Origin of the sequence: Pseudomonas neuropathica (genome assembly GCF_051174785.1) — a bacterium.
Taxonomy (GTDB): Bacteria; Pseudomonadota; Gammaproteobacteria; order Pseudomonadales; family Pseudomonadaceae; genus Aquipseudomonas; species Aquipseudomonas neuropathica_A.
Genome location: NZ_CP195111.1, coordinates 4,916,939 through 4,939,558 on the forward strand (window position 1 = coordinate 4,916,939; position 22,620 = coordinate 4,939,558).

The following is a 22,620-nucleotide window of genomic DNA, read 5'->3' on the forward strand; positions in this document are numbered from 1 at the left end:
CTGCGTCAGATCAATTGACAAGCGTGGTCGGCTTTCCTAGGGTTCGCCCCATTGTTTTTGCCGGGTATGACCATGACTGCTGACGACCGTATCAAACTCGAACCGAGCTGGAAGGAGGCACTGCGTGCTGAATTCGACCAGCCTTACATGGCAGAGTTGCGCCAGTTTCTGCAGCAGGAGCGGGCGGCCGGCAAGGAAATCTATCCGCCGGGACCGATGATTTTCAACGCCTTGAATTCAACGCCGCTGGATAAAGTGAAGGTGGTAATCCTCGGTCAGGACCCGTATCACGGCCCGGGGCAGGCTCACGGTTTGTGCTTCTCGGTGCAACCGGGCGTGCCGGCGCCGCCGTCGCTGGTCAACATCTATAAAGAGTTGAAACGCGACCTCAACATCGACATTCCCAATCACGGCTACCTGCAGAGCTGGGCCGACCAAGGCGTGTTGATGATCAACACGACCATGACCGTCGAGCGCGCCAACGCCAATGCGCACAAGGACAAGGGCTGGCAGTTCTTCACCGATCGGATCATTGAACTGGTCAGTGAGCGGCAGCCGCATCTGGTGTTCATGCTCTGGGGCGCTCATGCGCAGAGCAAGCAGAAGCTGATCGACGCGACCAAGCATCTGGTGCTGACGTCGGTGCATCCGTCGCCGTTGTCGGCGTATCGCGGGTTTTTGGGCTGCGGGCACTTCAGCCGGACCAACAAGTTTCTCGAGCAGAATGGCGAGACGCCGATCGAGTGGCGTTTGCCGCCGATTTGATGGGCTGACTGAGCCGGCCCCTTCGCGAGCAGGCTCGCTCCCACAGGTTCTTGTGGTTGCCACAGATTGTGCGCACACCTCAAAACCCTGAGGGAGCGAGCCTGCTCGCGAAAAGGGCGACGCGGTCTTACTCCGGATTACGATTCCAGTACTTGAACAACGGCTCCGCCAGAAACAGCACAAACAGCAATCGCATCACCTGCATCGCTGTCACCAGCGGCACCGACAATTGCAGGGTCTCTGCTGTCAGACTCATCTCGGCAATCCCGCCGGGCATCATGCCCAGGGTCAGCGAACGCAAATCCAGATGGGTCAGCGCACTCAGCCCCAACGCCGCCAACGTCGCAATCAACATGGTCAACGCCGTGCCGATCAACGTCCGCCCCATGAATGAAGGCGCACGGCGGAAAAACTGCCGGTTGAAGTGACACCCCAAGCCGCTGCCAATCAGCCACTGGCCAATCTGACTGCCGCCGTTGGGCAAACCAATGTGCAGATCCCAGCCAATGCTCACCGCCGCACTCACCAGCAACGGCCCGAACAGCCACGGGTTGGGTTGGCGTAAACGCTGCCAGAGCCAGGCGAGCAAACCACCCGCCGGAAACAGAATCGCCAGCCAACGCCAATCGACGCTGCCAGCGTGGGAAATCGGGTTGCCATCGCCAAGCAAATATTTGAAAGCTGCTGGTACACACAACACCACTACCAGCACCCGCAAACTCTGCCCTGCCGCAACATGGCTGAGCATCGCGCCATTGCGCGCGCCAAGGTTGACCATCTCCCCGGAACCGCCCGGCATGCTGGAGAAAAACGCTGTGGCGCGATCTTCACCGGTGCGGCGCATCAACCACACGCCGACCACCGCCGAGACACTGGTGACCAGCGCACCGAAGAAGATCAAACCGAAATGACTGAGCACCTGCTCCATCACCACCGGGGTGAAGTGCAGGCCGATGCCGATGCCGACAATCCACTGGCCGCACTTGCGGCCGCCAGGGATTTCGGTGAGTTGCCACGGGGTCAGGCAGCGCACGAGGATGATCGCCAGCAACGAGCCGACCATCCACGGCAGTGGCCAGCCGATCTGGCTGGCGAGGTAACCGCCGAGCAGACCGACCAGCGGGGTTCCCCACCAGGACTTCAGTGAGGCGCGATCAAACATCGGCAATGGCGCGACGCGCGACCGAACGTTTGCGCCAGATGCGCAACAGTGGCATCAGCAGCATGATCGCGGTCAGCACCCAGACACCGAAGGTGATCGGGCTCGACCAGAGGATCTCCAGCGCACCGTTGGAAATCGACAGCGCACGACGCAGGTTCTGCTCCATCAGACCGCCGAGAATGAAGCCCAGCAGCACCGGCGACAACGGGAAGTCGAGCTTGCGCAGGATGTAACCGAAGATGCCGATGCCGACCATCAGGAACAGGTCGAACGTGGTGGCGTGCACCGCATAAACACCAATCCCGGTGATGATCGCGATCACCGGCACCAGTGCCCAGTTCGGCACCGCGAGGATGCGGGTGAAGATGCGGATCATCGGGATGTTGAGGATCACCAGCATGATGTTGGCGATGAACAACGAGGCGATCAGGCCCCAGACAATGTCCGGTTGTTGCTGGAACAGCAGTGGGCCCGGGGTGATGTTGTACAGCGACAGCGCGCCGATCATCACCGCCGTGGTGCCCGAACCTGGCACGCCCAGCGTCAGCATTGGCACCAGCGCACCGCAGGCTGACGCGCCAATGGCGGTTTCCGGCGCGGCGAGGCCACGGGCATCACCCTGACCGAATTTGCCGCTGGCACCGGCGATGCGTTTTTCGGTCATGTAAGCCACGGCGCTGGCCAGCGTCGCGCCGGCACCCGGCAACACGCCCATGATGAACCCGAGCAGGCCGCAACGGATGTTCACCACGAACACCGACGAGGCTTCCTTGAAGTTGAACATCATCCGCCCGGTGGCTTTCACCGCTTCCTGGCCGCGATGGGTCTTCTCCAGCAACAACAAAATCTCACTGACCGAGAACAGACCCAGCACCAGTACGACGAATTGAATGCCGTCGGTCAGGTGAATGTTGTCGCCGGTAAAGCGGTAAACGCCGCTGTTGGCATCGATGCCGACGCTTGACAGGAACAGGCCGATCAATGCCGCGATGAAGGTCTTCAACGGTCGGTCACCGGCCATACCGCCGAGACAGACAATCGCAAACACCATCAGCACGAAGTATTCCGCTGGGCCAAAGGCAATCGCCCATTTCGCCAGCAGCGGCGCGAACAGGACCATGCCGCAGGTAGCGATAAACGCGCCGATAAACGAACTCCACGCCGACAGCGATAGCGCTACGCCGGCCAGGCCTTTGCGGGCCATCGGGTAGCCGTCGAGGGTGGTCATCACAGTCGATGCTTCGCCGGGGATGTTCAGCAGAATCGAGCTGATCCGCCCGCCGTACTCGCAACCCAGGTATACCGCTGCCAGCAGGATCAGTGCCGACTCGGGCGGCAGACCGAGGGCAAACGCGATCGGAATCAGCAGTGCCACGCCGTTGATCGGGCCGAGGCCCGGCAGCAGGCCGACGACAGTGCCGATCAGCGTGCCGGTCAGGGCCGTGACCAGGTTGTACGGGCTCAGCGCGACGCCGAAGCCTTGACCCAAATAACCGAGGGTATCCATATCAGTTCTCCAGCACGTCGAGCAGGCCAAGGGGCAGCGGAACGTCCATCACACGGTCGAACAGCAGGTACAGACCGATAGCCATTAGCGTGGTCACCACGATGCTCGGCATCCAGCGACCGCCATACAGGCGCGCCATCGGAATGCCGATGAGGATGCTGCTGAGAATGAAACCCAGCGGTTCGAACAGGCCGGCGAACACCAGCAGCAGTGCGACGCAGATAGCAATCTTGGTCAGGGTTTCGCGATCCAGTGGCGGCTCGTCATCGCTGTGTTTGATCGGCGCCGGGCGAAACACCATGTACAACAGTGCTGCGCCCATCAGGCCAAGCATCAGCAGGGGGAAGGCGCGCGGGCCGACCGGTTCGTAGGAAAAAGCCGCTTGGTACGGCCACGCCATCAATGCCAGGCCGGCGCAAACCAGCAACAGCACTGAGGCGAAAATGCGTTGAATAAGCATGGGAGCTCCTGTGCCGCGTCCCCGCAATCGGGAACGCAGCCGCTAGACAGGGACGATCACTGAATCAGGCCGAACTCTTTGGCCAGCACTTTGTAGTCCGCGACCTGCTTCTTCACGTAGGTGTCCAGCTCCACGCCAGTCATGGCGAACGGGAACAGTTCACGCTGATCGCGCAGCGTGGCGAACTCATCGGAGGCCAGCAGTTTGTCGAACGAATCTTTCCACCAGGCGTAATCTTCATCGCTGACTTTTGGCCCCAGGTAGAAGCCGCGTACCACCGGCCAGACGATGTCATAGCCTTGCTCGCGAGCGGTCGGAATGTCTTTCATTTCCGGCTCATCCAGACGCTTGTCGGCGAACACCGCGAGCAGACGCATGTCGCCGCTCTGGATATGCGGCATGGAGTCGGAGATGTCGGTACTGCCGACCTGGATGTGACCACCGAGCAGGGCGGTAGCGATTTCGCCGCCGCCTTCGAGGGCGACATAACGCAGGTCACGCGGGTTGATCCCGGCAGCCTTGGCGATCAGTGCCGTTTGCATCCAGTCCTGGCTGCCGACGGTGCCGCCGGAACCGATCACCACCGAGCTTGGATCTTTCTTCAATGCCTGAACGAGATCGTCGAGGGTCTTGTAGGGCGAATCGCTTTTCACCGCGATGGCGCCGTAGCTGGTGCCAACCGCTGCCAACCAGCGCACGTTGGTTTCATCGAAGCGACCGAACTTGCCTTGAGCCAGGTTCAGCAACGAACCGCTCGACCACGCCACCAGCGTGCCGGCATCGGCCGGACGTTGCGCGACAACGGCGTTGTAGGCCACTGCGCCGACACCGCCGGGCATGTAGGTCACACGCATCGGTTTGCTCAGCAGTTTCTGGTTGACCAGTGCGCTCTGCACCAGTTTGCAGGTCAGGTCGAAACCGCCGCCGGGGGAGGCCGGGGCGATACATTCCGGACGTTTCGGTTCGGCCATCAGTTGGCCGGCAAACAGGATGCAACTGGCGGCCAGTGCAACTTTACGCAGTGACAGGTTCATTCGATTCTCCACGGGCATTGTTGTTATTCGACGTGTTTTTCACTTACGGGCATTTACCAAAGCGCGACGCTGTAGCTCACCAGCAAACGCACTTCGTCTGCATCGCGAGCCGAGTAGTTGGAGCGGTAAGTGGCATTACGCAAACGCACGGCGACATCCTTCAAGGCGCCGCTTTGTACTACATATTTGATCTCGGTGTTGCGCTCCCACTCTTTGCCTTCTTCGCCGTTCTTGAGCTTGATGTTGTCACCGCTCAAGTAGCGGCTCATGAAGCTCAGGCCAGGGATGCCGAGTTTGGCGAAGTCGAAGTCGTAGCGAGCCTGCCAGGAGCGTTCTTCTGCGCCGGCGAAATCGTTGATCTGCACGAAGTTGACCAGATACGGGTCGCTGCCATCGACATACGGGAAGGCGCTGTCGCCGGACATGTGCTGATAACCGGCGCTGAACTTGTGCCCGCTCAGCGCATAGCTGACCAGACCGTTGAGCGAGCGGTTGTCGATTTCGCCGCCACGGGCCGCGCCTTGGTCATCACTGACGGCAAAGCGCAAGTCAGTGGCAAACGTGCCCGGGCCCATCGGCCGTGAGGCGACCAGACCGAAGAAGTGCTGGTTGTAGACTTCGTCAAGTTGGGCGAAGTGGTAACTGCCGGTGATCTTGTCGGTGAACTTGTAGTCCACGCCGCCAAAGTCGAAGTGCTTGCCGGCAGCGGTGCCGGCAAAACGGCTGTTCTTGTTGTTGAGGGCGATGTCCTCGAAATCGGTGCTGTCGCGATCCTTGGCTTTCTCCAGACGGCCACCGGTGAACGTCAGGTTCTTGATCTCTTTGGAAGTCAGTAAACCGCCTTCAAAGGTCTGCGGCAGGATGCGCCCGTCGTTCGGTTTGAGAATCGGCAGTTCAGGAATCAGGCTGCCGATTTTAAGTTCGGTGGCAGAGATTTTTACTTTGCCGGTCAGGCCGACCTTGGAGTACTCATCTGCCGCGCGTCCGTCATCGTGGGTCGGCAGCAGGCCGGTACCGGTGCGGTCCGGGCTTGAATCGAGTTTGACGCCGAGCATGCCTAAAGCATCGACACCGAATCCCACGGTGCCATCGGTGTAACCCGATTGCAGATTGAGCATGAAACCCTGGGCCCATTCGTCACGCTTGGATTGCTGGGCGCTGGTGCCATCGCGAAAGTCGCGGTTGAAGTACATGTTGCGGGTTTCGAAGGTGGCGCTGCTGTCTTCAATGAAGTCGGCAAAACTCAACGGCGAAAAACCGGCAAGAGCGGCGGCACTGGCGAGGGCGGTGTGGCTGAAACGGCAAGGGCGAACAAGCGTGGACGCCTGAGGCTGCATGGACGGCATGCGGGTGTACTCCGTTTATTGTTCTTATTGGTCGAAAACGCTTCGAGGCGTTTTTCTTTGCGCTGTGTGGCATCAGCGACGGCAGTCGGAACTGTCCGTGGGCCGACTGTAACCAGCTAACCTTTCGCTAACCTTTCAGCCGACTTTCAAGGTTTTCGGGCTTCACAGCGGCGGTTGCGGCTGTAAACTCCGCGGCAAAGCGTGGCGTTGGCCATCCCTGAACGAGGTAAAAATCCATGCGTGTCCTGCTCGTCGAAGACCATCTGCAACTGGCCGAAAGTGTCGCTCAGGCGCTCAAAAGCACCGGTCTGACCGTGGATGTGTTGCACGATGGCGTGGCCGCCGATCTGGCGCTGGGCAGTGAGGAATACGCCGTGGCGATCCTTGATGTCGGCCTGCCGCGCATGGATGGTTTCGAGGTGCTGGCGCGGTTGCGCGCACGTGGAAAAAATCTGCCGGTGCTGATGCTGACGGCGCGCAGCGATGTGAAGGATCGTGTTCACGGCCTCAATCTGGGCGCTGACGATTACCTCGCCAAACCGTTCGAACTGACTGAACTGGAAGCGCGGGTCAAAGCCTTGTTGCGCCGCAGTGTGCTGGGGGGCGAGCGTCAGCAGCGCTGCGGCGTGCTGGCGTACGACCTAGACACCCGGCGCTTCACCCTTGGCGAAGAATTACTGACGTTGACCTCTCGCGAGCAAGCGGTGCTGGAAGCGCTGATAGCCCGACCGGGGCGGGTGATGAGCAAGGAGCAACTGGCCGCGCAGGTGTTCGGCCTCGACGAAGAAGCTAGCCCCGATGCGATCGAAATCTACGTGCACCGTTTGCGCAAGAAACTCGACGGCCAACCGGTGGCGATCGTGACCTTCCGTGGCCTCGGTTATCTGCTGGAAAGCCGCGATGCATAAGCCCAGCAGCCTGCGCTGGCGCTTGCTGTGGAACCTCGCGTTGTTGCTGGTGGTGTTGATGCTCGCCAGCGGATTGAGCGCGTACTGGAATGGTCGTGAAGCTGCCGACACGGCATACGACCGCACGTTGCTGGCCTCGGCACGGACCATCGCGGCGGGTCTGTCGCAACGTGACGGCACGCTGAGCGCCGATGTGCCCTACGTCGCACTCGACACCTTCGCTTATGACAGCGCCGGGCGGATTTACTATCAGGTCAATGACATCCATCAGAAGCTGATTTCCGGCTATGAAAACCTGCCCGGGCCGCCGCCGGGAACACCGCGCACCGACAGTTATCCCGCGTTGGCGCGTTTCTACAACGCCACTTACAAAGGGCAAAACGTGCGTGTGGTCAGCCTGCTCAAGGCGGTGACCGAACCGAACATGAACGGCATGGCGGAAATCCGCGTGGCCGAAACCGACGAAGCGCGGGTGAGCATGGCGCGCAGTCTGGCGGCTGATACTTTGCTGCGCCTGGGCATGTTGGCGATCGGAGCGTTGCTGCTGGTGTGGTTTGCGGTCAGTGCGGCTTTGCGCCCGTTGGAGCGCTTGCGTACAGCGGTGGAAGAGCGTCAGCCCGACGACTTGCGGCCGCTGCCATTGGTTGAAGTGCAGCATGAGCTATGGCCGCTGGTGCGCGGGCTCAATCATTTCACCGAGCGCTTGCGTGGTCAGTTCGAACGGCAGGCGCAGTTTATCGCTGATGCGGCCCATGAGCTGCGTACGCCTTTGGCAGCGCTGAAGGCGCGGCTTGAGTTGGGCCTGCGCTCCAACGATGCCGAAGTCTGGCGTTCGACGCTGGAGTCTTCGGCACAAAGCACTGATCGCCTGACCCATCTGGCCAATCAGTTGCTGTCGCTGGCGCGCGTCGAAAACGGTGCGCGGGCGATCGCCGAGGGCGGTGCGCAGTTGCTCGATCTGAGCCAGTTGGCCCGAGAGCTGGGCATGGCCATGGCGCCGCTGGCGCACAAGCGCGGGGTGGCGCTGGCGCTGGAGGCGGACGAACCGGTCTGGCTGCGCGGTGAGCCGACTCTGCTGAATGAGTTGCTGAGCAATCTGGTGGACAATGCCTTGGCGCACACGCCACCGGGCGGCAACGTGATTTTGCGGGTGACCGCGCCGGCGGTGCTTGAGGTTGAAGATGACGGGCCGGGGATTCCGCTGGAGGAGCGCGATCGGGTGTTCGAGCGGTTCTACCGGCGTAATCAGCAGGTCGCGGGTTCGGGGCTGGGTCTGGCGATTGTTGGTGAGATCTGCCGGGCGCATCTGGCGCAGATCACTTTGCATGATGGCGAACAGGCGGGGTTGAAGGTGCGGGTCAGTTTTATTGCCGGGTGATTCTGCGGTGTTCTTGCAGGCCCTTTCGCGAGCAGGCTCGCTCCCACAGGGGGAATGCATTCCAAGGTGGGAGCGAGCCTGCTCGCGAAGGGCACGCCTCGGTTTTTAATCAGTAAAACATCGACCGCGACTCTTCCAGATCTTCACACAACGCCTTGTTCTCCTGATCGATCCCAAGCTTTCTGAACGCCGGAACTGTCATTGGATCAATCCGCGCAAAAGGGTGATCCGTGTCCTTGTGGCAATACAGGCTCGCCACCTGCACCAGATCGACGTAATCAATGGCCGTCGAGTCGCGCTTGAAGTCCTGATAGCGCCCCGGCAATTCCACCAGTCGCTCCGGGAACTCCCAGACGCGCAGCAACTTGTCACCCAGTAGCGGATGAATGTGATCAATCACATGGTTGAGGCTGACCGGGTCCGACAGCAGCTCGTAGTGATCTTCGGCGTAAGTCAGAATCGGCAGCACACCGATCTGATGCACCAAGCCGCCGAGGGCCGCCTGATCGGGCTTGAGCTGCGTGTAACGGCGACACAGCGCGTAACTGACCCCGGCAATTTCCAGGCTTTTGCGCCAGACTTCGCGCATCTTCTGTTCGACCACTTCGGAGCGGGCGTGGAAGATCTGCTCCATCACCAGACCGATCGCCAGGTTGCTGCTGTAGTTGATGCCCAGCCGTGTGATGGCGGTATGCAGGTCGGTGACTTCCTGCGCGGCGCGCAGCAGCGGGCTGTTGACCACTTTGATCAGGCGCGCCGACAGCGCCGTGTCCCGGCCGATCACTTTGCTCAGGTCGCTGACGCTGATTTCCGGGTCTTCAGCGGCCTTGCGAATCTGCAGGGCCACTTCCGGTAACGTGGGCAGAACCAGGTCATCGTTATCGATGGCCTCAACCAAATCCTGTTGGACCTTTTCCGCCAGTTCGCTCATTTAAACTCTCTAGGGTGTTGCAACAAATGCTGCGATCAGCGCTGGATTTCGCGGTCGCGATCCAGTTCGTAAGGCAGGTCGAGCAGATGCAGCGCGGGACCTTCGAGGGTGCCCAGATGCAAATCACCGGCTTCGGCAGCTTCGGCCTGCAGCACCGCCAGGAGTTCAATGTTTTGCCCGGCCTTGGCGGCCAGCACCACTTCGCCGATGGAGCTGTTGTGGCTCGGCGCAAACAGTTGTGTGCCAGGCTCCGGCAAATCAGCAGCGTCCAGGCTCAAGCGATACAAACGACGCTTGAGTTTGCCCAGGTACTGCATCCGCGCGACGATTTCCTGGCCGGTGTAGCAGCCTTTCTTGAAACTCACGCCGCCAACGGCTTGCAGGTTGAGCATTTGCGGGATAAACAGCTCGCGGGTGCTGGGCATGACCTGGCCGATACCGGCGCGGATCTGACCCAGCAACCATTGATTCAGCTCGGCTTCAGGCACGGCGGCGGACAATTTGGCTTTGATCGCGTCAGCCTGATCCACCGGTGCCCAGAGTTCGGCGCGATCGGGCGAGACGCGAATCGCGATCAGGCCTTCGTTACGCACAACGCTGTCGGTTTCGTCTGGCAAATTCAGGCCGAGGCTGCTCAGTGCGGCGTCGCCCGACCTCAGGCCAAAACGCACCCAAGCGGCGCTTTCGTCGGTCAGTTTCGATTTGGAGAACACCGCGTACTTTTTCAGGTCCGCCAGTTGCGGCTCCAGCAGCTCGCTGGCCATCGCCAGGACCACACCGTCACCTTCGAGCAAAATGCGGAAGCTCGACTGCATCCGGCCCTTCTGCGTGCAGCGGGCGCCGAGGCTGGCGCGGCTGTCGCTCAGGTAATTGAGGTTGCAGGTCAACTGGCCTTGCAGGAACTTTCCGGCATCCGAACCGCGAACCGCGAGAACGCCTTCATGAGACAGGGTGCAGAAAAAAGCAGAATCGGCCATGGGTCATCGCAGGTAAATAGACTGGGGCACATCATAAGGGCGCGTTGGTGAAATGGGTAGTTGATAAAGGATCGGTGGTGCCCGACCAAAGCCGACTGTGCGCCCCGTCTCGGGGCTGTATACTTGCCGGCAAATTTGAGGAGGGCTCCATGGTCGAACAAGTTGAACTGAATCGCCTGTTTTGGCACAGCCGTCGCGGCATGCTTGAGCTTGACGTGTTGCTGGTGCCGTTCGTGAAAGAGGTTTATGCCGATCTGAACGAGGTGGATCGCGCGTTGTATGTGCGTCTGCTGACGTGCGAGGATCAGGACATGTTCGGCTGGTTCATGGAGCGCAGCGAGTCTGAAGATCCTGAACTGCAGCGCATGGTTCGCATGATCCTGGATCGTGTCCAGCCCAAGTAACACGTTCGAATGCCGCTGGCATGCCTCACGGCAGTTGCTGGCGGCGTATCTGTTGGCCCAGGCGTTCGCACTGGGTGCGTTGTTTCTGCTTGCGATTCCTCTCTGGGCCAGTCTGCTTGGGGCTTTAGTCTGCCTGCTGCATGGCGTTTGGGTGTTGCCTCGGCAGATTCTGTTGAATCATCCCAAGGCGTTTCGTGGATTGCGTCGGGACGCCGATGGTTGGCAGTTGTGGAGTCAGGCGGAGGGCTGGCAGGCGGTGCAGTTGCGCCCGGACAGTCTGGCGCTACCGCTGATTGTGGTGCTGAGATTCAGATTGCGCGGCGAATGGTGGGTCAGATCGATCTGCGTGCCACGGGACTCGCAGGCGGCGGATCTGCACCGACACCTGCGGGTACGGCTCAAGTTCAGCCGGCGTAGGTGGGCGGCACCAGAATAGTATCGAGTGCCTCGGGCAGCAGATCGGGATAGTCGAGGGTGTAATGCAGGCCGCGACTCTCCTTGCGTTCCATGGCTGAGCAGATCATCAGTTCTGCGACCTGTGCCAGGTTACGCAATTCGATCAGATCGCGGCTGACCTTATAGTTGCTGTAGAACTCGTCGATCTCGTCCAGCAGCAGGCGCACACGGTGCTGCGCCCGTTGCAGGCGCTTGTTGGTGCGCACGATGCCGACGTAGTCCCACATGAATCGCCGCAGTTCATCCCAGTTGTGCGCGATGATCACGTCTTCGTCCGAGTCGGTCACCTGACTGGCGTCCCACGCGGGCAGGGCGCTTGGCGCGGCGACATGGTCCAGTTGCGCGAGAATGTCGGCTGCTGCCGAACGGGCATAGACGAAACATTCCAGCAGCGAATTACTGGCCATGCGGTTGGCGCCGTGCAGGCCGGTGAAACTGGTTTCGCCGATCGCGTACAGGCCCGGCACATCGGTGCGACCGTTTTGATCGACCATCACTCCACCGCAGGTATAGTGCGCGGCGGGTACGACCGGAATAGGTTGTTTGGTGATGTCGATGCCAAAACCGAGGCAGCGCTCATAAACAGTGGGGAAGTGCGTCTTGATGAAGTCTTCGGGTTTGTGGCTGATGTCGAGATAGACGCAGTCGACACCCAGGCGCTTCATTTCATGGTCGATGGCCCGGGCGACGATGTCGCGCGGTGCCAGCTCGGCGCGCTTGTCGAAGCGAGACATGAAGCGTTCGCCATTGGGCAGCTTCAAATGGGCGCCTTCGCCGCGCAGGGCTTCGGTGATCAGAAAACTCTTGGCCTGCGGGTGATACAGACAGGTCGGGTGGAACTGGTTGAATTCCAGATTCGCCACCCGGCAACCCGAGCGCCAGGCCATGGCGATGCCATCACCGCAGGCGCCATCGGGATTGCTGGTATAGAGGTAGACCTTGGCGGCACCGCCCGAGGCCAGAATCACAAAGCGCGCGCCGTAGGTGTCGACCTCGCCGGTTTTGCGATTGAGTACATAGGCGCCGAGGCAGCGCTCGCCTTCCATGCCCAAGCGTCGTTCGGTGATCAGGTCGACGGCAACCCGCTGCTCCAGCAGCTCGATGTTTGAGCGCTCTTTGGCTTGGGCCAGCAGGGTTTTGAAGATGGCCGCGCCGGTGGCGTCGGCGGCATGGATGATGCGTCGGTGACTGTGACCGCCCTCGCGGGTCAGGTGGAATTCGAATCCGCCGTCCTCAGTGCCGGACTGATCGTCGCGGGTGAAGGGCACACCTTGGTCGATCAGCCATTGGATGGCTTCGCGGCTGTGCTCCACGGTGAAGCGTACGGCGTCTTCATGACATAGGCCGCCGCCCGCATTGAGGGTGTCATCGACATGGGATTCGACAGTATCGGTGTCGTCGAGTACGGCAGCGACGCCACCCTGAGCCCAGAACGTCGAGCCGTTGGCGAGATCGCCTTTGCTCAATACGGCAATGCGCAAATGACCCGGGAGGGTCAGCGCGAGACTCAAACCGGCAGCACCGCTGCCTATCACCAGAACATCGTGTTGGAATTGTTGGCTCATTACAGGATTCCGCTCAAAGCGACCCGGGTCGGGGGTGGCGCAAGACAGCTGGATCGGCAAGTCAAGACAGCCACACAGCCCACTAGTATATAGAGGGGGGGGACGGCACAATAGCCGAGCCGATATGGCATTGTGAAACTACTGTGACGGAAAAAACCGGGTGCTTCGTCGGAAGTTTTTTTCACCCTTTTGGGGAGAACACGACTGTATCGGCGCTGAAACAGGTTTTTTCTGCTCAGGGTTGCCCAATGTCTGGGCGGTGCGGCTATAAATAATTGGAACTTTTGCCAAAGGCCCAAGATCAATAGTCGGTGCCAGAAACAAGGGACGTGTCGGCTTCAGTGCGGAATCTGCGGTTGGATTCCTGCCCGGCGAAACCGATAACAAGATTATTCGCGCAGCCGGTTTATCCCGCGCTGCGTTTTTCGTGCGTGCCAAATCAGAGCCCGCAGGAAACTTGCCTGGAGGGGGAGAACTTTTGCGAAAAGCCCGAGTCTATGTTTGCAAGTCTGGTCGTTTAGTTATGCAAGTCTCCTTCGGGCTTATCGAGGAGTGTTCATGCTAACCCAGGAAGAGGATCAGCAGCTGGTCGAGCGCGTTCAACGCGGCGACAAGCGAGCTTTCGATCTGTTGGTGCTGAAGTATCAGCACAAGATTCTCGGGTTGATCGTGCGTTTCGTGCACGACACCCATGAAGCCCAGGACGTGGCTCAGGAAGCCTTTATCAAGGCGTATCGAGCACTTGGAAACTTTCGCGGCGACAGTGCGTTTTATACGTGGCTGTACCGTATTGCCATTAACACGGCGAAGAATTACCTGGTTTCACGCGGCCGCCGGCCGCCGGATAGCGATGTAAGTTCCGAGGATGCAGAGTTCTACGATGGCGATCACGGCCTCAAGGATCTCGAATCACCAGAACGTGCACTGCTGCGGGATGAGATCGAAGGCACCGTCCATCGAACCATCCAGCAACTGCCAGAGGATTTGCGTACGGCTTTAACTTTACGTGAATTCGATGGTCTGAGTTACGAGGACATTGCGAGCGTCATGCAATGTCCGGTGGGTACCGTGCGCTCCCGGATTTTCCGCGCCCGGGAGGCCATCGATAAAGCCCTGCAGCCGTTGTTGCAGGAAAACTGAGACAGCGGCGACAGCCAAGAGAGGAACGCCATGAGTCGTGAAGCCCTGCAGGAATCGCTGTCCGCAGTGATGGATAACGAAGCGGACGAACTGGAACTGCGTCGAGTGCTCAATGCACTGGATGATGTTGATACCCGTGAGACCTGGGCTCGTTACCAGATCGCTCGGGCAGCCATGCACAAGGATCTGCTGCTTCCACGTCTGGATATCGCTGCGGCAGTGTCTGCTGCACTGGAAGACGAAACGGCTCCGGCCAAAGTATCTCGCAGCCCATGGCGCAACCTCGGCCGTCTGGCTGTTGCAGCCTCGGTAACTGTTGCCGTTCTGGCCGGTGTTCGCCTGTACAACCAGGATGAAATCGCTGGTGTCGAACTGGCTCAGCAATCCAACCAGCCAACCCTTGCGACCCCGCAGGTCAAAGGACCGGCTGTTCTGGCTGGCTATAGTGAGAGTTCGGAAGCCACTGGCCCGATGGCCAACGGCGTATTGCAAGGTCAACCAGGCTGGCATGATCAGCGTCTGCCAGGTTACCTGCGTCAGCACGCTCAACAGGCCGCACTGAAAGGCACTGAAAGCGCACTGCCATACGCACGTGCAGCAAGTCTGGAAAACCGTTAAGGAGGATCATGCGCGCCATACCTCTACTTTCGCTTCTGCTCAGTGGCTGGTTCATTGTTCCAGCCCATGCTGATGAGGCCCAGGACTGGTTGACCCGTCTGGGCCAGGCCGAGCAGCAGCAGAGCTTTCACGGCACATTCGTTTACGAGCGTAACGGTAGCTTTTCTACCCATAACATCTGGCATCGCGTCCAGAATGGCCAGGTCCGCGAGCGTTTACTCCAGCTCGACGGTTCGGCACAGGAAGTCGTGCGCATTGATGGACATACTCAATGCGTCAGCGGCACCCTGATTGCCGGGCTGGGGGATTCTCCCAACTCAGCCGCTCGTCCTCTCGATCCGAAAAAGCTGAAAAGCTGGTATGACCTTGCCGTTATTGGCAAATCGCGCGTGGCCGGGCGAGATGCAGTGATCGTATCGCTGACGCCTCGCGACCAGCATCGTTACGGTTTTGAGTTGCATCTGGACAAGAAAACCGGCTTGCCGTTGAAGTCGTTGTTGCTGAACGACAAAGGGCAGTTGCTCGAACGCTTCCAGTTCACCAGTCTTGATACTGATGAAGTCCCCTCGGACAAAGACTTGCAGGCCGATGCCGACTGCAAGGCCATTACACTCGACAGCGACAAGGCTTCGGCGGTCAAGACCGCGCAAGTCTGGCATTCTGACTGGCTACCGCCGGGCTTCGAATTGACCAGCAGTAACTCGCACAAAGATCCCGAAACCAAGACTCAGGTCAGCAGCTTGCTGTATGACGACGGTCTGGCGCGTTTTTCGGTTTTCCTTGAGCCATTGAACGGCGCAACCGTCACCGATACTCGGACTCAATTGGGCCCGACCGTTGCTGTTTCCCGCCGCCTGACAACGCCTCAAGGCGAAATGATGGTGACAGTGGTCGGTGAGATACCGATTGGTACCGCTGAGCGAATTGCTCTGTCGATGCGTAATACCGATGGCGCTGCAACCAGCAAGCAGTGAGCTGATTTCAGTCATTACCATTTCTTCGTCGAGACGTAGATGAAATGTTTGCTGAGCATTTTCATTTGCAAATACCCCGAAAATTTTTTATAGGTCAGAGCCTCACGGCTCTGGCCTTGTTTGTTGTTCCCGGAACAAAAATGCCGGTCGGTGGTTTCCGGTGTTCCTTGCTCCATATCGCTTAACCCTGCTCGTCGTAACGGGAGCTGTATGTCGATACCAAGTTTGAAATCCTGTCTTTCCATTTTCGCCACCGTGCTGTTGCTCGGTCAGGCGGTGCCTGCTGCGCAGGCGGCTGATCTGCCTGACTTCACCCAATTGGTCGAACAAGCTTCGCCAGCGGTGGTGAACATCAGTACCACGCAGAAACTGCCGGATCGCAAAGTGAATCAGCAGATGCCTGATCTGGAAGGCCTGCCGCCGATGCTGCGCGAGTTCTTCGAGCGCGGGATGCCGCCTCAGCAGCGTTCGCCGCGCGGTGATCGTCAGCGTGAAGCGCAATCGCTGGGTTCGGGCTTCATCATTTCTCCGGACGGTTACATCCTCACCAACAACCACGTGATTGCCGATGCCGACGAAATCCTCGTACGCCTCGCCGACCGCAGTGAAATGAAAGCCAAGCTGATCGGCACCGACCCGCGCTCCGACGTGGCATTGCTGAAAATCGAAGGCAAGGATCTGCCGGTGCTCAAGCTCGGCAAATCCCAGGACCTGAAAGCCGGCCAATGGGTCGTGGCAATCGGTTCGCCATTCGGCTTCGACCACACTGTGACCCAGGGTATCGTCAGTGCCGTCGGTCGTAGTCTGCCGAACGAAAACTATGTGCCGTTCATTCAGACCGACGTGCCAATCAACCCGGGCAACTCCGGTGGTCCGCTGTTCAACCTGAATGGTGAAGTGGTCGGCATCAACTCGCAGATCTACACCCGTTCGGGCGGCTTCATGGGCGTGTCGTTCGCGATCCCGATCGACGTGGCGATGGACGTATCCAATCAGTTGAAGAGCGGCGGCAAGGTCAGCCGTGGCTGGTTGGGCGTGGTTATCCAGGAAGTGAACAAGGATCTCGCCGAGTCGTTCGGTCTGGATAAACCGGCCGGTGCGCTGGTTGCGCAGATTCAGGATGACGGCCCGGCAGCCAAGGGTGGCCTGCAAGTCGGTGACGTGATCTTGAGCATGAACGGCCAGCCGATCGTCATGTCTGCTGACTTGCCACACCTGGTCGGCGCACTGAAAGCGGGCGCCAAAGCCAATCTGGAAGTGATTCGTGAAGGCAAGCGCAAGAACGTCGAGCTGACCGTTGGCGCGATCCCGGACGAAGACAAGGAGCTGGATGCGTTGCCGAAGTCCGGCACTGAAAGCACCAGCAATCGCCTCGGTGTTTCGGTAGGCGAACTGACCGCTGAGCAGAAGAAAACCTACGACCTCAAAGGTGGTGTGGTGATCAAGGAAGTGCAGGACGGTCCTGCGGCGTTGATCGGTCTGCAGCCAGGTGACGTGATCACGCACTTGAACAACCAGGCCATCGGTTCCAGCAAGGAGTTCGGCGAGATCGCCAAAGCGCTGCCGAAGAACCGTTCGGTGTCGATGCGCGTACTGCGTCAAGGTCGTGCCAGCTTCATCACCTTCAAGCTGGCTGAATAATCCAGCGGTAGGGTAAAAAAAACCGCCTCGAAAGAGGCGGTTTTTTTATGCCTGGAGCTTTTGTCCCGGCGGGTAACGATCAGCCCATCATGTCCTTGATCATGCGCTCCTGCTCCATCAGCTCACGCTGGCGAGCATCGATGCGTGAAGACAGCGGGAAGTTGCTGCCCGCCTTGCGCTTGGCAAAGTCGAGCTGCTGGATCGCCTGACGGTAATCGCCGACCAGTGCGAAGTATTCAGCACGCGCCTGATGCAGGCCGATGATATTGCCCGACAAGCCACGAGTCTCGGCGACCTGATACCAGACGTCCGGATCATCCGGGCGTGATTTGAGTAACGCTTCCAGCGCCTTTTCGGCATCAGGCGCGCGATTCTGTTTCAGCAGCAGATCCACGCGCACCTGATTCAGCGGATAGTTGCCCGGATACTGCGTGAGCATTCGGTCAACTCGCGATTGCGCATCCGGCAGGCGATTATTGGTGATGTCCAGATCGACCTGAGCAAGGTTGTAGATGATTTCGTTCGGTGACGTTGCCAACAATTGCTTGAGGTTCTCACGCGCCTCGTTCAATTGGCCGCCCTTGATCTGCGCAATCGCCAGACCATAGCGCGCCACGTCGTTTTTCGGGTTCTCATCCAGCTGCGCACGGAAACGCTTGGCGCCCAGGCCCGGGGTTTCTTCGTAGATCAGTTGCACGCGTGTGCGGATCAACTGATAGCGCTTGGAGTCTTCGATGCCACCCGGTTTGGCCTGTTCGGCGCGGTTTCGGGTGTCGGCGATACGCGATTCGGTCACCGGGTGAGTCAGCAGGAATTCCGGGGGCTTGGCGTCGAAACGATATTGACGCATCAGGCGCTCGAACATGGTCGGCATCGAGCGCGGGTCATACCCGGCCTTCTCCAGATTGAGAATGCCGATACGGTCAGCTTCCTGTTCGTTCTGCCGGGAGAAGGTGCGTTGCGATTGAATTGCCGCCGCCTGCGTACCGGCGATGGTCGCGATCCCGGCGTCACCGCCGCCGGCCGCGGCAATGACGATCCCCGCCAGCAGTGCGGCCATCATCGGCACCTGCATCCGCTGCGAAGCCTCGACACCACGAGCGAAGTGGCGTTGCGACAAGTGCGCCAATTCGTGCGCGAGTACAGAAGCGTATTCACCTTCGGTCTGCGCATTGAGAAACAGACCGCCGTTGACACCGACCACACCACCCGGCGCCGCGAAGGCGTTGAGCTGTGGGCTGTTGATCAGAATGAACTCAAGACGCCGGTCGGTGACCTGGCTGGTCTCCACCAACTTGTACACGCTGGATTCGACGTAGTCTTTGAGTTGCGGATCGTTGAGCTGTGAAACCTGGCTACGCAACATCGCCAGCCATGCGCGGCCGAGCTGATATTCCTGTTGCGGCGAGACAATGGCAGAACTGGCGTCGCCGAGTGACGGCAGATCGTCGGCAAAGCCTGGTGAGGCGAGCAGGCAAGCGAGCGTCAGCAGGGTAGGGCGCAGAAAAGTCATGCACAAAGCCTTAGAAGACAAAGACCTTACTGTAGCCGGACACCGGAGCTGCGACCAGATATTCTAGGCAGCTCGACGACCTGAACCGGAGTGACGCAATGACCGACGCTGTAGCCCATGACGTGGAACTGGACGCCAGTGGCCTGAATTGTCCGTTGCCGTTGCTCAAGGCAAAAATGGAACTCAACAAACTCCAAAGCGGCGCCGTCCTCAAGGTGATCGCCACGGATGCCGGCTCGCAGCGCGACTTTCGCACCTTCGCCAAATTGGCCGGTCATACGCTGCTGCGCGAAGAAGACGATGCGGGCGTTTACCGTTACTGGTTGAAAAAGGCCTGAAACCGACAGCGTTAAATCTAAGGATTATTGATGTTCAAAGTGTTACGCGACTGGATTCAGCGCTACTTCTCCGATGAAGAAGCCGTGGTGCTGGCGGTGCTGCTGTTTCTCGCCTTCACCGCGGTTCTCACCCTTGGCGGCATGCTCGCGCCAGTATTGGCGGGGATGGTGCTGGCGTATCTGATGCAGGGCCTCGTGGTTACGCTGGAACGGCTGCGCGTGCCGGGTGGTGTGGCGGTGGGGTTGGTGTTCGCGCTGTTCATGGGCGTGTTGATGCTGTTCATCGTCGTGGTGCTGCCGTTGCTCTGGCATCAGTTGATCACCCTGTTCAATGAGCTGCCGGGCATGCTCGCCAAGTGGCAATCGCTGCTGCTGTTGCTGCCGGAGCGTTATCCGCATCTGGTTTCCGATGAACAAGTCTTGCAAGCCATCGAAGCGGCGCGCGGCGAGATCGGCAAGTTCGGCCAGTGGGCATTGACGTTCTCGCTGTCGAGTCTGCCGCTGCTGGTGAACATCATGATCTATCTGGTGCTGGTGCCGATCCTGGTGTTCTTCTTCCTTAAGGACCGGGCCATGATCGGTGAGTGGGTGCGTGGCTATCTGCCGCGTGAGCGCGCGCTGATTACTCGGGTTGCGCAGGAAATGAACCGGCAGATCGCCAACTACATTCGCGGCAAGGTCATTGAAATCGTGATTTGCGGTGGGGTGACCTACATCGCGTTTGTCGCCCTGGGGCTCAACTATGCGGCGCTGCTGGCGTTGCTGGTCGGTGTGTCGGTGGTGGTGCCGTATGTCGGTGCCGTGGTGGTGACCGTGCCGGTGCTGTTGATCGCGTTGTTCCAGTGGGGCTGGAGCGATCAGTTCATCTATCTGATGGCGGTGTACGGGATCATTCAGACACTGGATGGCAACGTGCTGGTGCCATTGCTGTTCTCGGAGGCGGTCAATTTGCACCCGGTGGCAATCATCTGCGCCGTACTGTTGTTTGGCGGGTTGTGGGGGTTCTGGGGGGTGTTCTTTGCGATTCCGCTGGCGACGCTTTTCAAGGCTGTGCTGGATGCGTGGCCGCGCCAAGAGCCGGCGGTGGCGCCACTGCTGTAGTGGTTGATCCAAATTGTTTGGTAACACTTAGGGCCTATTCGCGAGCAAGCTCGCTCCCACATTGGATCTGTGGCGCTCACAAGTCCAATGTGGGAGCGAGCTTGCTCGCGAAGGCGTCAATGAGGGCGACGCAAAACCATCAGGCTTTATTCAAATCCTGAGCCGCGGCCAGAACGGCATCCACATGCCCCGGCACCTTCACACCACGCCATTCCTTGCGCAGCACACCGTCCTTGTCAATCAGGAAGGTGCTGCGATCAACGCCCAGGTATTCCTTGCCATACAGCTTCTTCAACTTGATCACGTCGAACAACTGGCAAACCGCCTCGTCCTTGTCGCTGATCAACTCAAAGGGAAATTCCTGCTTGCCCTTGAAGTTCTCGTGGGACTTCAGGCTGTCGCGCGAAATGCCGAAGACTTCTGTGTTGGCAGCCTTGAACGCTTCATGTTGATCACGGAAGCCCTGACCCTGAGTCGTGCAGCCCGGGGTGCTGTCCTTCGGATAGAAGTAGATCACCACCTGCTTGCCCTTCAGGGCAGACAGCTTGACGGTCTGCCCGCTGGTGGCAGGTGCTTCGAAATCGGCAACCGGTTGGTCGATGACAACGGTCATGAAAGCTTCCTTACATTGGGTTCTGTGGGCGCCAAGGCTCGATCAGTGCGTCCAGGTTCATCGCGTCGGAGAAATCGAGGAACTGGTCGCGTAGCCAGCTGATCTGGGTGCCGGCCGGCAGGGTCACGGTAAACGTGGCGTTGAGCATGGTGCCGCCGGTCTGTGGCGCCTGATAGGTGTCGCAGGTGAGGTTTTCCAGCTCGACATTGTGATCCATGAAGAACTGGCACAGCTCATTGATGATGTCCGGGCGATACGCCGAGCTGACATAAGCCACATACGGCAGGGCTTGAGGACGATTTTCCAGCGGCGCGCTGCGCACTACGTTGGCGGTGAAAGCATGTTTTTTGGCCAGGCCCGGCAGGCTGCCTTCCAGGCGAGCGAGGGCGTCCCAGCTGCCGGAGACCTCGAGGACCAAAGCGCTGCACTCACCGTGGCGAGTCAGGCGCGATGTAACCACGGCGCAGCGATTTTCATGGCTGGCGCGGCACAGGACGTTAGTCAGCTCCATGGGGTTGGCGCCGAGGGCACTGATGACAAGGAATTGTTCGCGAACTGTGGGGGTGGACATGCAGCATTCCTAAAGCGATGAGCGGTCGGTAGGGTTACAGGCGTTGGCTGCCGGGGAGGGCCTGTTCTGGCTGTCCGTACAAAGCGACCCGGCCAGCGCTCGCGGCTCGCTCCACTATAGCGGGAGCGCGTCGATGCGACGCAGGAACGGGGTCTGGGAGGCCGTAAAGGGAGGCAGGAACCCGGCGTACAAGCTGATCAGTACCGATCAAAGTCTGAAGGGTAGCGAAAAGCGGCGCCAAGGGGAATGGCGGCAGCGCAGTACTTCGCTTGTGCAAGCATCTTGGCGCCAGTACCATTACCGCTCTCTTTTTCCGGCAGGAGCGGTTTCATGATTGCGGGCAGTATGGTGGCACTGGTCACTCCCATGGATGCACAAGGGCGTCTTGACTGGGACAGCCTCAGCAAACTCGTGGACTTCCATCTCAAGAACGGCACCCATGCCATTGTCGCCGTCGGTACTACCGGCGAGTCGGCAACCCTTGATGTAGAAGAACACATCGCCGTCATCAAAGCCGTGGTCAAACAGGTTGGCGGGCGCATCCCGGTCATCGCCGGCACTGGCGCCAACTCGACCCGTGAAGCCGTCGAGCTGACCCGCAACGCCAAAGAAGCCGGCGCCGATGCCTGCCTGCTGGTCGTTCCGTACTACAACAAGCCGACTCAGGAAGGTTTGTACCAGCACTTCAAGCACATCGCTGAAGCGGTCGACATTCCACAGATTCTCTATAACGTTCCCGGCCGCACGTCGTGCGACATGCAGGCCGAGACCGTGATTCGCCTGTCCACCGTACCGAACATCATCGGGATCAAGGAAGCCACTGGCGACCTGAAACGAGCCAAAGCGATCATTGATGGCGTGAGCAAGGACTTTATCGTGCTGTCTGGCGATGATCCGACCGCCGTCGAGCTGATCCTGCTGGGTGGCAAAGGCAACATCTCCGTTACTGCCAACGTCGCTCCACGCGAAATGGCCGACCTGTGCGAGGCCGCGCTCAAGGGCGACGCCGACACTGCACGGGCGATCAACGAAAAACTGATGCCGCTGCACAAAGACCTGTTCATCGAGGCCAACCCGATTCCGGTGAAGTGGGCTTTGGTAGAAATGGGCCTGATGCACGAAGGCATCCGCTTGCCACTGACCTGGCTGAGCACACCTTGTCATGAAACGCTGCGCTCGGCCCTGCGCCAGTGCCGCGTCCTGGTTTAATTGAGGAAG

Annotated in this window: 23 protein-coding genes; 12 read left to right on the forward strand and 11 right to left on the reverse strand. The window is 59.5% G+C overall.

Annotation, left to right across the window (positions count from 1 at the left end; all coding sequences use genetic code 11):
* Positions 1–72 precede the first annotated feature (72 nt).
* Positions 73–765 carry a uracil-DNA glycosylase gene (gene ung / locus ACRRSD_RS22200; RefSeq protein ID WP_007911441.1) on the forward strand — a complete coding sequence of 231 codons (693 nt, stop codon included), beginning with the start codon at positions 73–75 and terminating at the stop codon, positions 763–765.
* Between the two features lie 127 nt (positions 766–892).
* On the opposite strand, the gene ACRRSD_RS22205 is transcribed toward ung, so the two are convergent.
* The 5 genes from ACRRSD_RS22205 to ACRRSD_RS22225 are packed head-to-tail and all read right to left on the reverse strand — an operon-like array spanning position 893 to position 6,274.
* Positions 893–1,927: an AbrB family transcriptional regulator gene (locus ACRRSD_RS22205; protein ID WP_095119120.1), complete on the reverse strand. Its 1,035-nt coding sequence runs from the start codon at positions 1,925–1,927 to the stop codon at positions 893–895.
* The gene (locus ACRRSD_RS22210) at positions 1,920–3,434 is read right to left on the reverse strand and encodes a tripartite tricarboxylate transporter permease (RefSeq protein WP_007911435.1); all 1,515 of its coding nucleotides are present in this window, start codon (positions 3,432–3,434) and stop codon (positions 1,920–1,922) included. Before ACRRSD_RS22210 ends, ACRRSD_RS22205 begins: the two co-directional genes overlap by 8 nt.
* A 1-nt stretch (position 3,435) precedes the next feature.
* The gene (locus ACRRSD_RS22215; RefSeq protein ID WP_095119119.1) at positions 3,436–3,894 is read right to left on the reverse strand and encodes a tripartite tricarboxylate transporter TctB family protein; all 459 of its coding nucleotides are present in this window, start codon (positions 3,892–3,894) and stop codon (positions 3,436–3,438) included.
* Between the two features lie 56 nt (positions 3,895–3,950).
* On the reverse strand, positions 3,951–4,928 hold the full coding sequence (locus ACRRSD_RS22220) for a Bug family tripartite tricarboxylate transporter substrate binding protein (protein ID WP_435035361.1): 978 nt from the start codon (positions 4,926–4,928) through the stop codon (positions 3,951–3,953).
* Between the two features lie 53 nt (positions 4,929–4,981).
* Positions 4,982–6,274 carry an OprD family porin gene (locus ACRRSD_RS22225; RefSeq protein WP_435035363.1) on the reverse strand — a complete coding sequence of 431 codons (1,293 nt, stop codon included), beginning with the start codon at positions 6,272–6,274 and terminating at the stop codon, positions 4,982–4,984.
* Between the two features lie 236 nt (positions 6,275–6,510).
* Here ACRRSD_RS22225 and ACRRSD_RS22230 point away from each other — a divergent pair, with 236 nt between their 5' ends.
* Both ACRRSD_RS22230 and ACRRSD_RS22235 read left to right on the forward strand, forming a co-directional pair.
* Positions 6,511–7,182 carry a response regulator gene (locus ACRRSD_RS22230; RefSeq protein WP_034153139.1) on the forward strand — a complete coding sequence of 224 codons (672 nt, stop codon included), beginning with the start codon at positions 6,511–6,513 and terminating at the stop codon, positions 7,180–7,182.
* Positions 7,175–8,560 (forward strand): sensor histidine kinase, encoded by a 1,386-nt coding sequence (locus ACRRSD_RS22235; RefSeq protein WP_435035364.1) that lies wholly within the window; start codon positions 7,175–7,177, stop codon positions 8,558–8,560. Before ACRRSD_RS22230 ends, ACRRSD_RS22235 begins: the two co-directional genes overlap by 8 nt.
* Positions 8,561–8,669: 109 nt before the next feature.
* Here the strand turns inward: ACRRSD_RS22235 and ACRRSD_RS22240 are convergent, their stop codons facing one another.
* Together ACRRSD_RS22240 and ACRRSD_RS22245 are read right to left on the reverse strand one after the other, a co-directional pair.
* Positions 8,670–9,491, reverse strand: a complete 822-nt coding sequence (locus ACRRSD_RS22240) for an HDOD domain-containing protein (RefSeq protein WP_435035365.1) — start codon at positions 9,489–9,491, stop codon at positions 8,670–8,672.
* Between the two features lie 35 nt (positions 9,492–9,526).
* Positions 9,527–10,468, reverse strand: coding sequence for a YgfZ/GcvT domain-containing protein (locus ACRRSD_RS22245; protein WP_435035367.1), 942 nt, complete (start codon positions 10,466–10,468; stop codon positions 9,527–9,529).
* A 149-nt stretch (positions 10,469–10,617) separates the two neighbouring features.
* Here ACRRSD_RS22245 and ACRRSD_RS22250 point away from each other — a divergent pair, with 149 nt between their 5' ends.
* Both ACRRSD_RS22250 and ACRRSD_RS22255 read left to right on the forward strand, forming a co-directional pair.
* Positions 10,618–10,872 carry a succinate dehydrogenase assembly factor 2 gene (locus tag ACRRSD_RS22250; protein ID WP_435035368.1) on the forward strand — a complete coding sequence of 85 codons (255 nt, stop codon included), beginning with the start codon at positions 10,618–10,620 and terminating at the stop codon, positions 10,870–10,872.
* A complete protein-coding gene (locus ACRRSD_RS22255) occupies positions 10,856–11,308 on the forward strand; it encodes a protein YgfX (protein ID WP_435035370.1) in 453 nt (150 codons plus the stop codon). The genes ACRRSD_RS22250 and ACRRSD_RS22255 overlap by 17 nt, the downstream gene beginning before the upstream one ends.
* On the opposite strand, the gene nadB is transcribed toward ACRRSD_RS22255, so the two are convergent.
* Positions 11,277–12,893 (reverse strand): L-aspartate oxidase, encoded by a 1,617-nt coding sequence (gene nadB / locus ACRRSD_RS22260; protein ID WP_435035371.1) that lies wholly within the window; start codon positions 12,891–12,893, stop codon positions 11,277–11,279. The genes ACRRSD_RS22255 and nadB overlap by 32 nt on opposite strands.
* Positions 12,894–13,451: 558 nt before the next feature.
* Between nadB and rpoE the strand changes: the two genes are divergently transcribed.
* From rpoE to ACRRSD_RS22280, 4 genes are all read left to right on the forward strand, one after another.
* Positions 13,452–14,033 carry an RNA polymerase sigma factor RpoE gene (rpoE, locus tag ACRRSD_RS22265; protein ID WP_003172477.1) on the forward strand — a complete coding sequence of 194 codons (582 nt, stop codon included), beginning with the start codon at positions 13,452–13,454 and terminating at the stop codon, positions 14,031–14,033.
* Between the two features lie 30 nt (positions 14,034–14,063).
* Positions 14,064–14,651: a sigma-E factor negative regulatory protein gene (locus ACRRSD_RS22270; protein ID WP_034153146.1), complete on the forward strand. Its 588-nt coding sequence runs from the start codon at positions 14,064–14,066 to the stop codon at positions 14,649–14,651.
* 8 nt (positions 14,652–14,659) lie between these two features.
* Positions 14,660–15,625, forward strand: a complete 966-nt coding sequence (locus ACRRSD_RS22275; RefSeq protein WP_435035373.1) for a MucB/RseB C-terminal domain-containing protein — start codon at positions 14,660–14,662, stop codon at positions 15,623–15,625.
* A 210-nt stretch (positions 15,626–15,835) separates the two neighbouring features.
* A complete protein-coding gene (locus ACRRSD_RS22280; RefSeq protein WP_435035375.1) occupies positions 15,836–17,266 on the forward strand; it encodes a DegQ family serine endoprotease in 1,431 nt (476 codons plus the stop codon).
* A 79-nt stretch (positions 17,267–17,345) separates the two neighbouring features.
* Here ACRRSD_RS22280 and ACRRSD_RS22285 read toward each other — a convergent pair whose 3' ends face one another.
* Positions 17,346–18,779 (reverse strand): M48 family metalloprotease, encoded by a 1,434-nt coding sequence (locus tag ACRRSD_RS22285; RefSeq protein ID WP_007911401.1) that lies wholly within the window; start codon positions 18,777–18,779, stop codon positions 17,346–17,348.
* Positions 18,780–18,877: 98 nt separating this feature from the next.
* On the opposite strand from ACRRSD_RS22285, the gene ACRRSD_RS22290 reads away from it, so the two are divergent.
* Together ACRRSD_RS22290 and ACRRSD_RS22295 are read left to right on the forward strand one after the other, a co-directional pair.
* Positions 18,878–19,117, forward strand: coding sequence for a sulfurtransferase TusA family protein (locus ACRRSD_RS22290; RefSeq protein WP_435035377.1), 240 nt, complete (start codon positions 18,878–18,880; stop codon positions 19,115–19,117).
* A 30-nt stretch (positions 19,118–19,147) separates the two neighbouring features.
* On the forward strand, positions 19,148–20,218 hold the full coding sequence (locus ACRRSD_RS22295) for an AI-2E family transporter (RefSeq protein ID WP_034153151.1): 1,071 nt from the start codon (positions 19,148–19,150) through the stop codon (positions 20,216–20,218).
* Between the two features lie 139 nt (positions 20,219–20,357).
* On the opposite strand, the gene ACRRSD_RS22300 is transcribed toward ACRRSD_RS22295, so the two are convergent.
* Both ACRRSD_RS22300 and ACRRSD_RS22305 read right to left on the reverse strand, forming a co-directional pair.
* Positions 20,358–20,831, reverse strand: a complete 474-nt coding sequence (locus tag ACRRSD_RS22300) for a peroxiredoxin (protein ID WP_435035379.1) — start codon at positions 20,829–20,831, stop codon at positions 20,358–20,360.
* Positions 20,832–20,841: 10 nt separating this feature from the next.
* Positions 20,842–21,402, reverse strand: coding sequence for a glycine cleavage system protein R (locus ACRRSD_RS22305; RefSeq protein WP_034153153.1), 561 nt, complete (start codon positions 21,400–21,402; stop codon positions 20,842–20,844).
* A gap of 330 nt (positions 21,403–21,732) precedes the next feature.
* Here ACRRSD_RS22305 and dapA point away from each other — a divergent pair, with 330 nt between their 5' ends.
* Entirely contained in the window at positions 21,733–22,611 is an 879-nt protein-coding gene (gene dapA, locus ACRRSD_RS22310; protein ID WP_435035381.1) for a 4-hydroxy-tetrahydrodipicolinate synthase, read from the forward strand.
* The last annotated feature ends 9 nt before the right edge of the window (positions 22,612–22,620 follow it).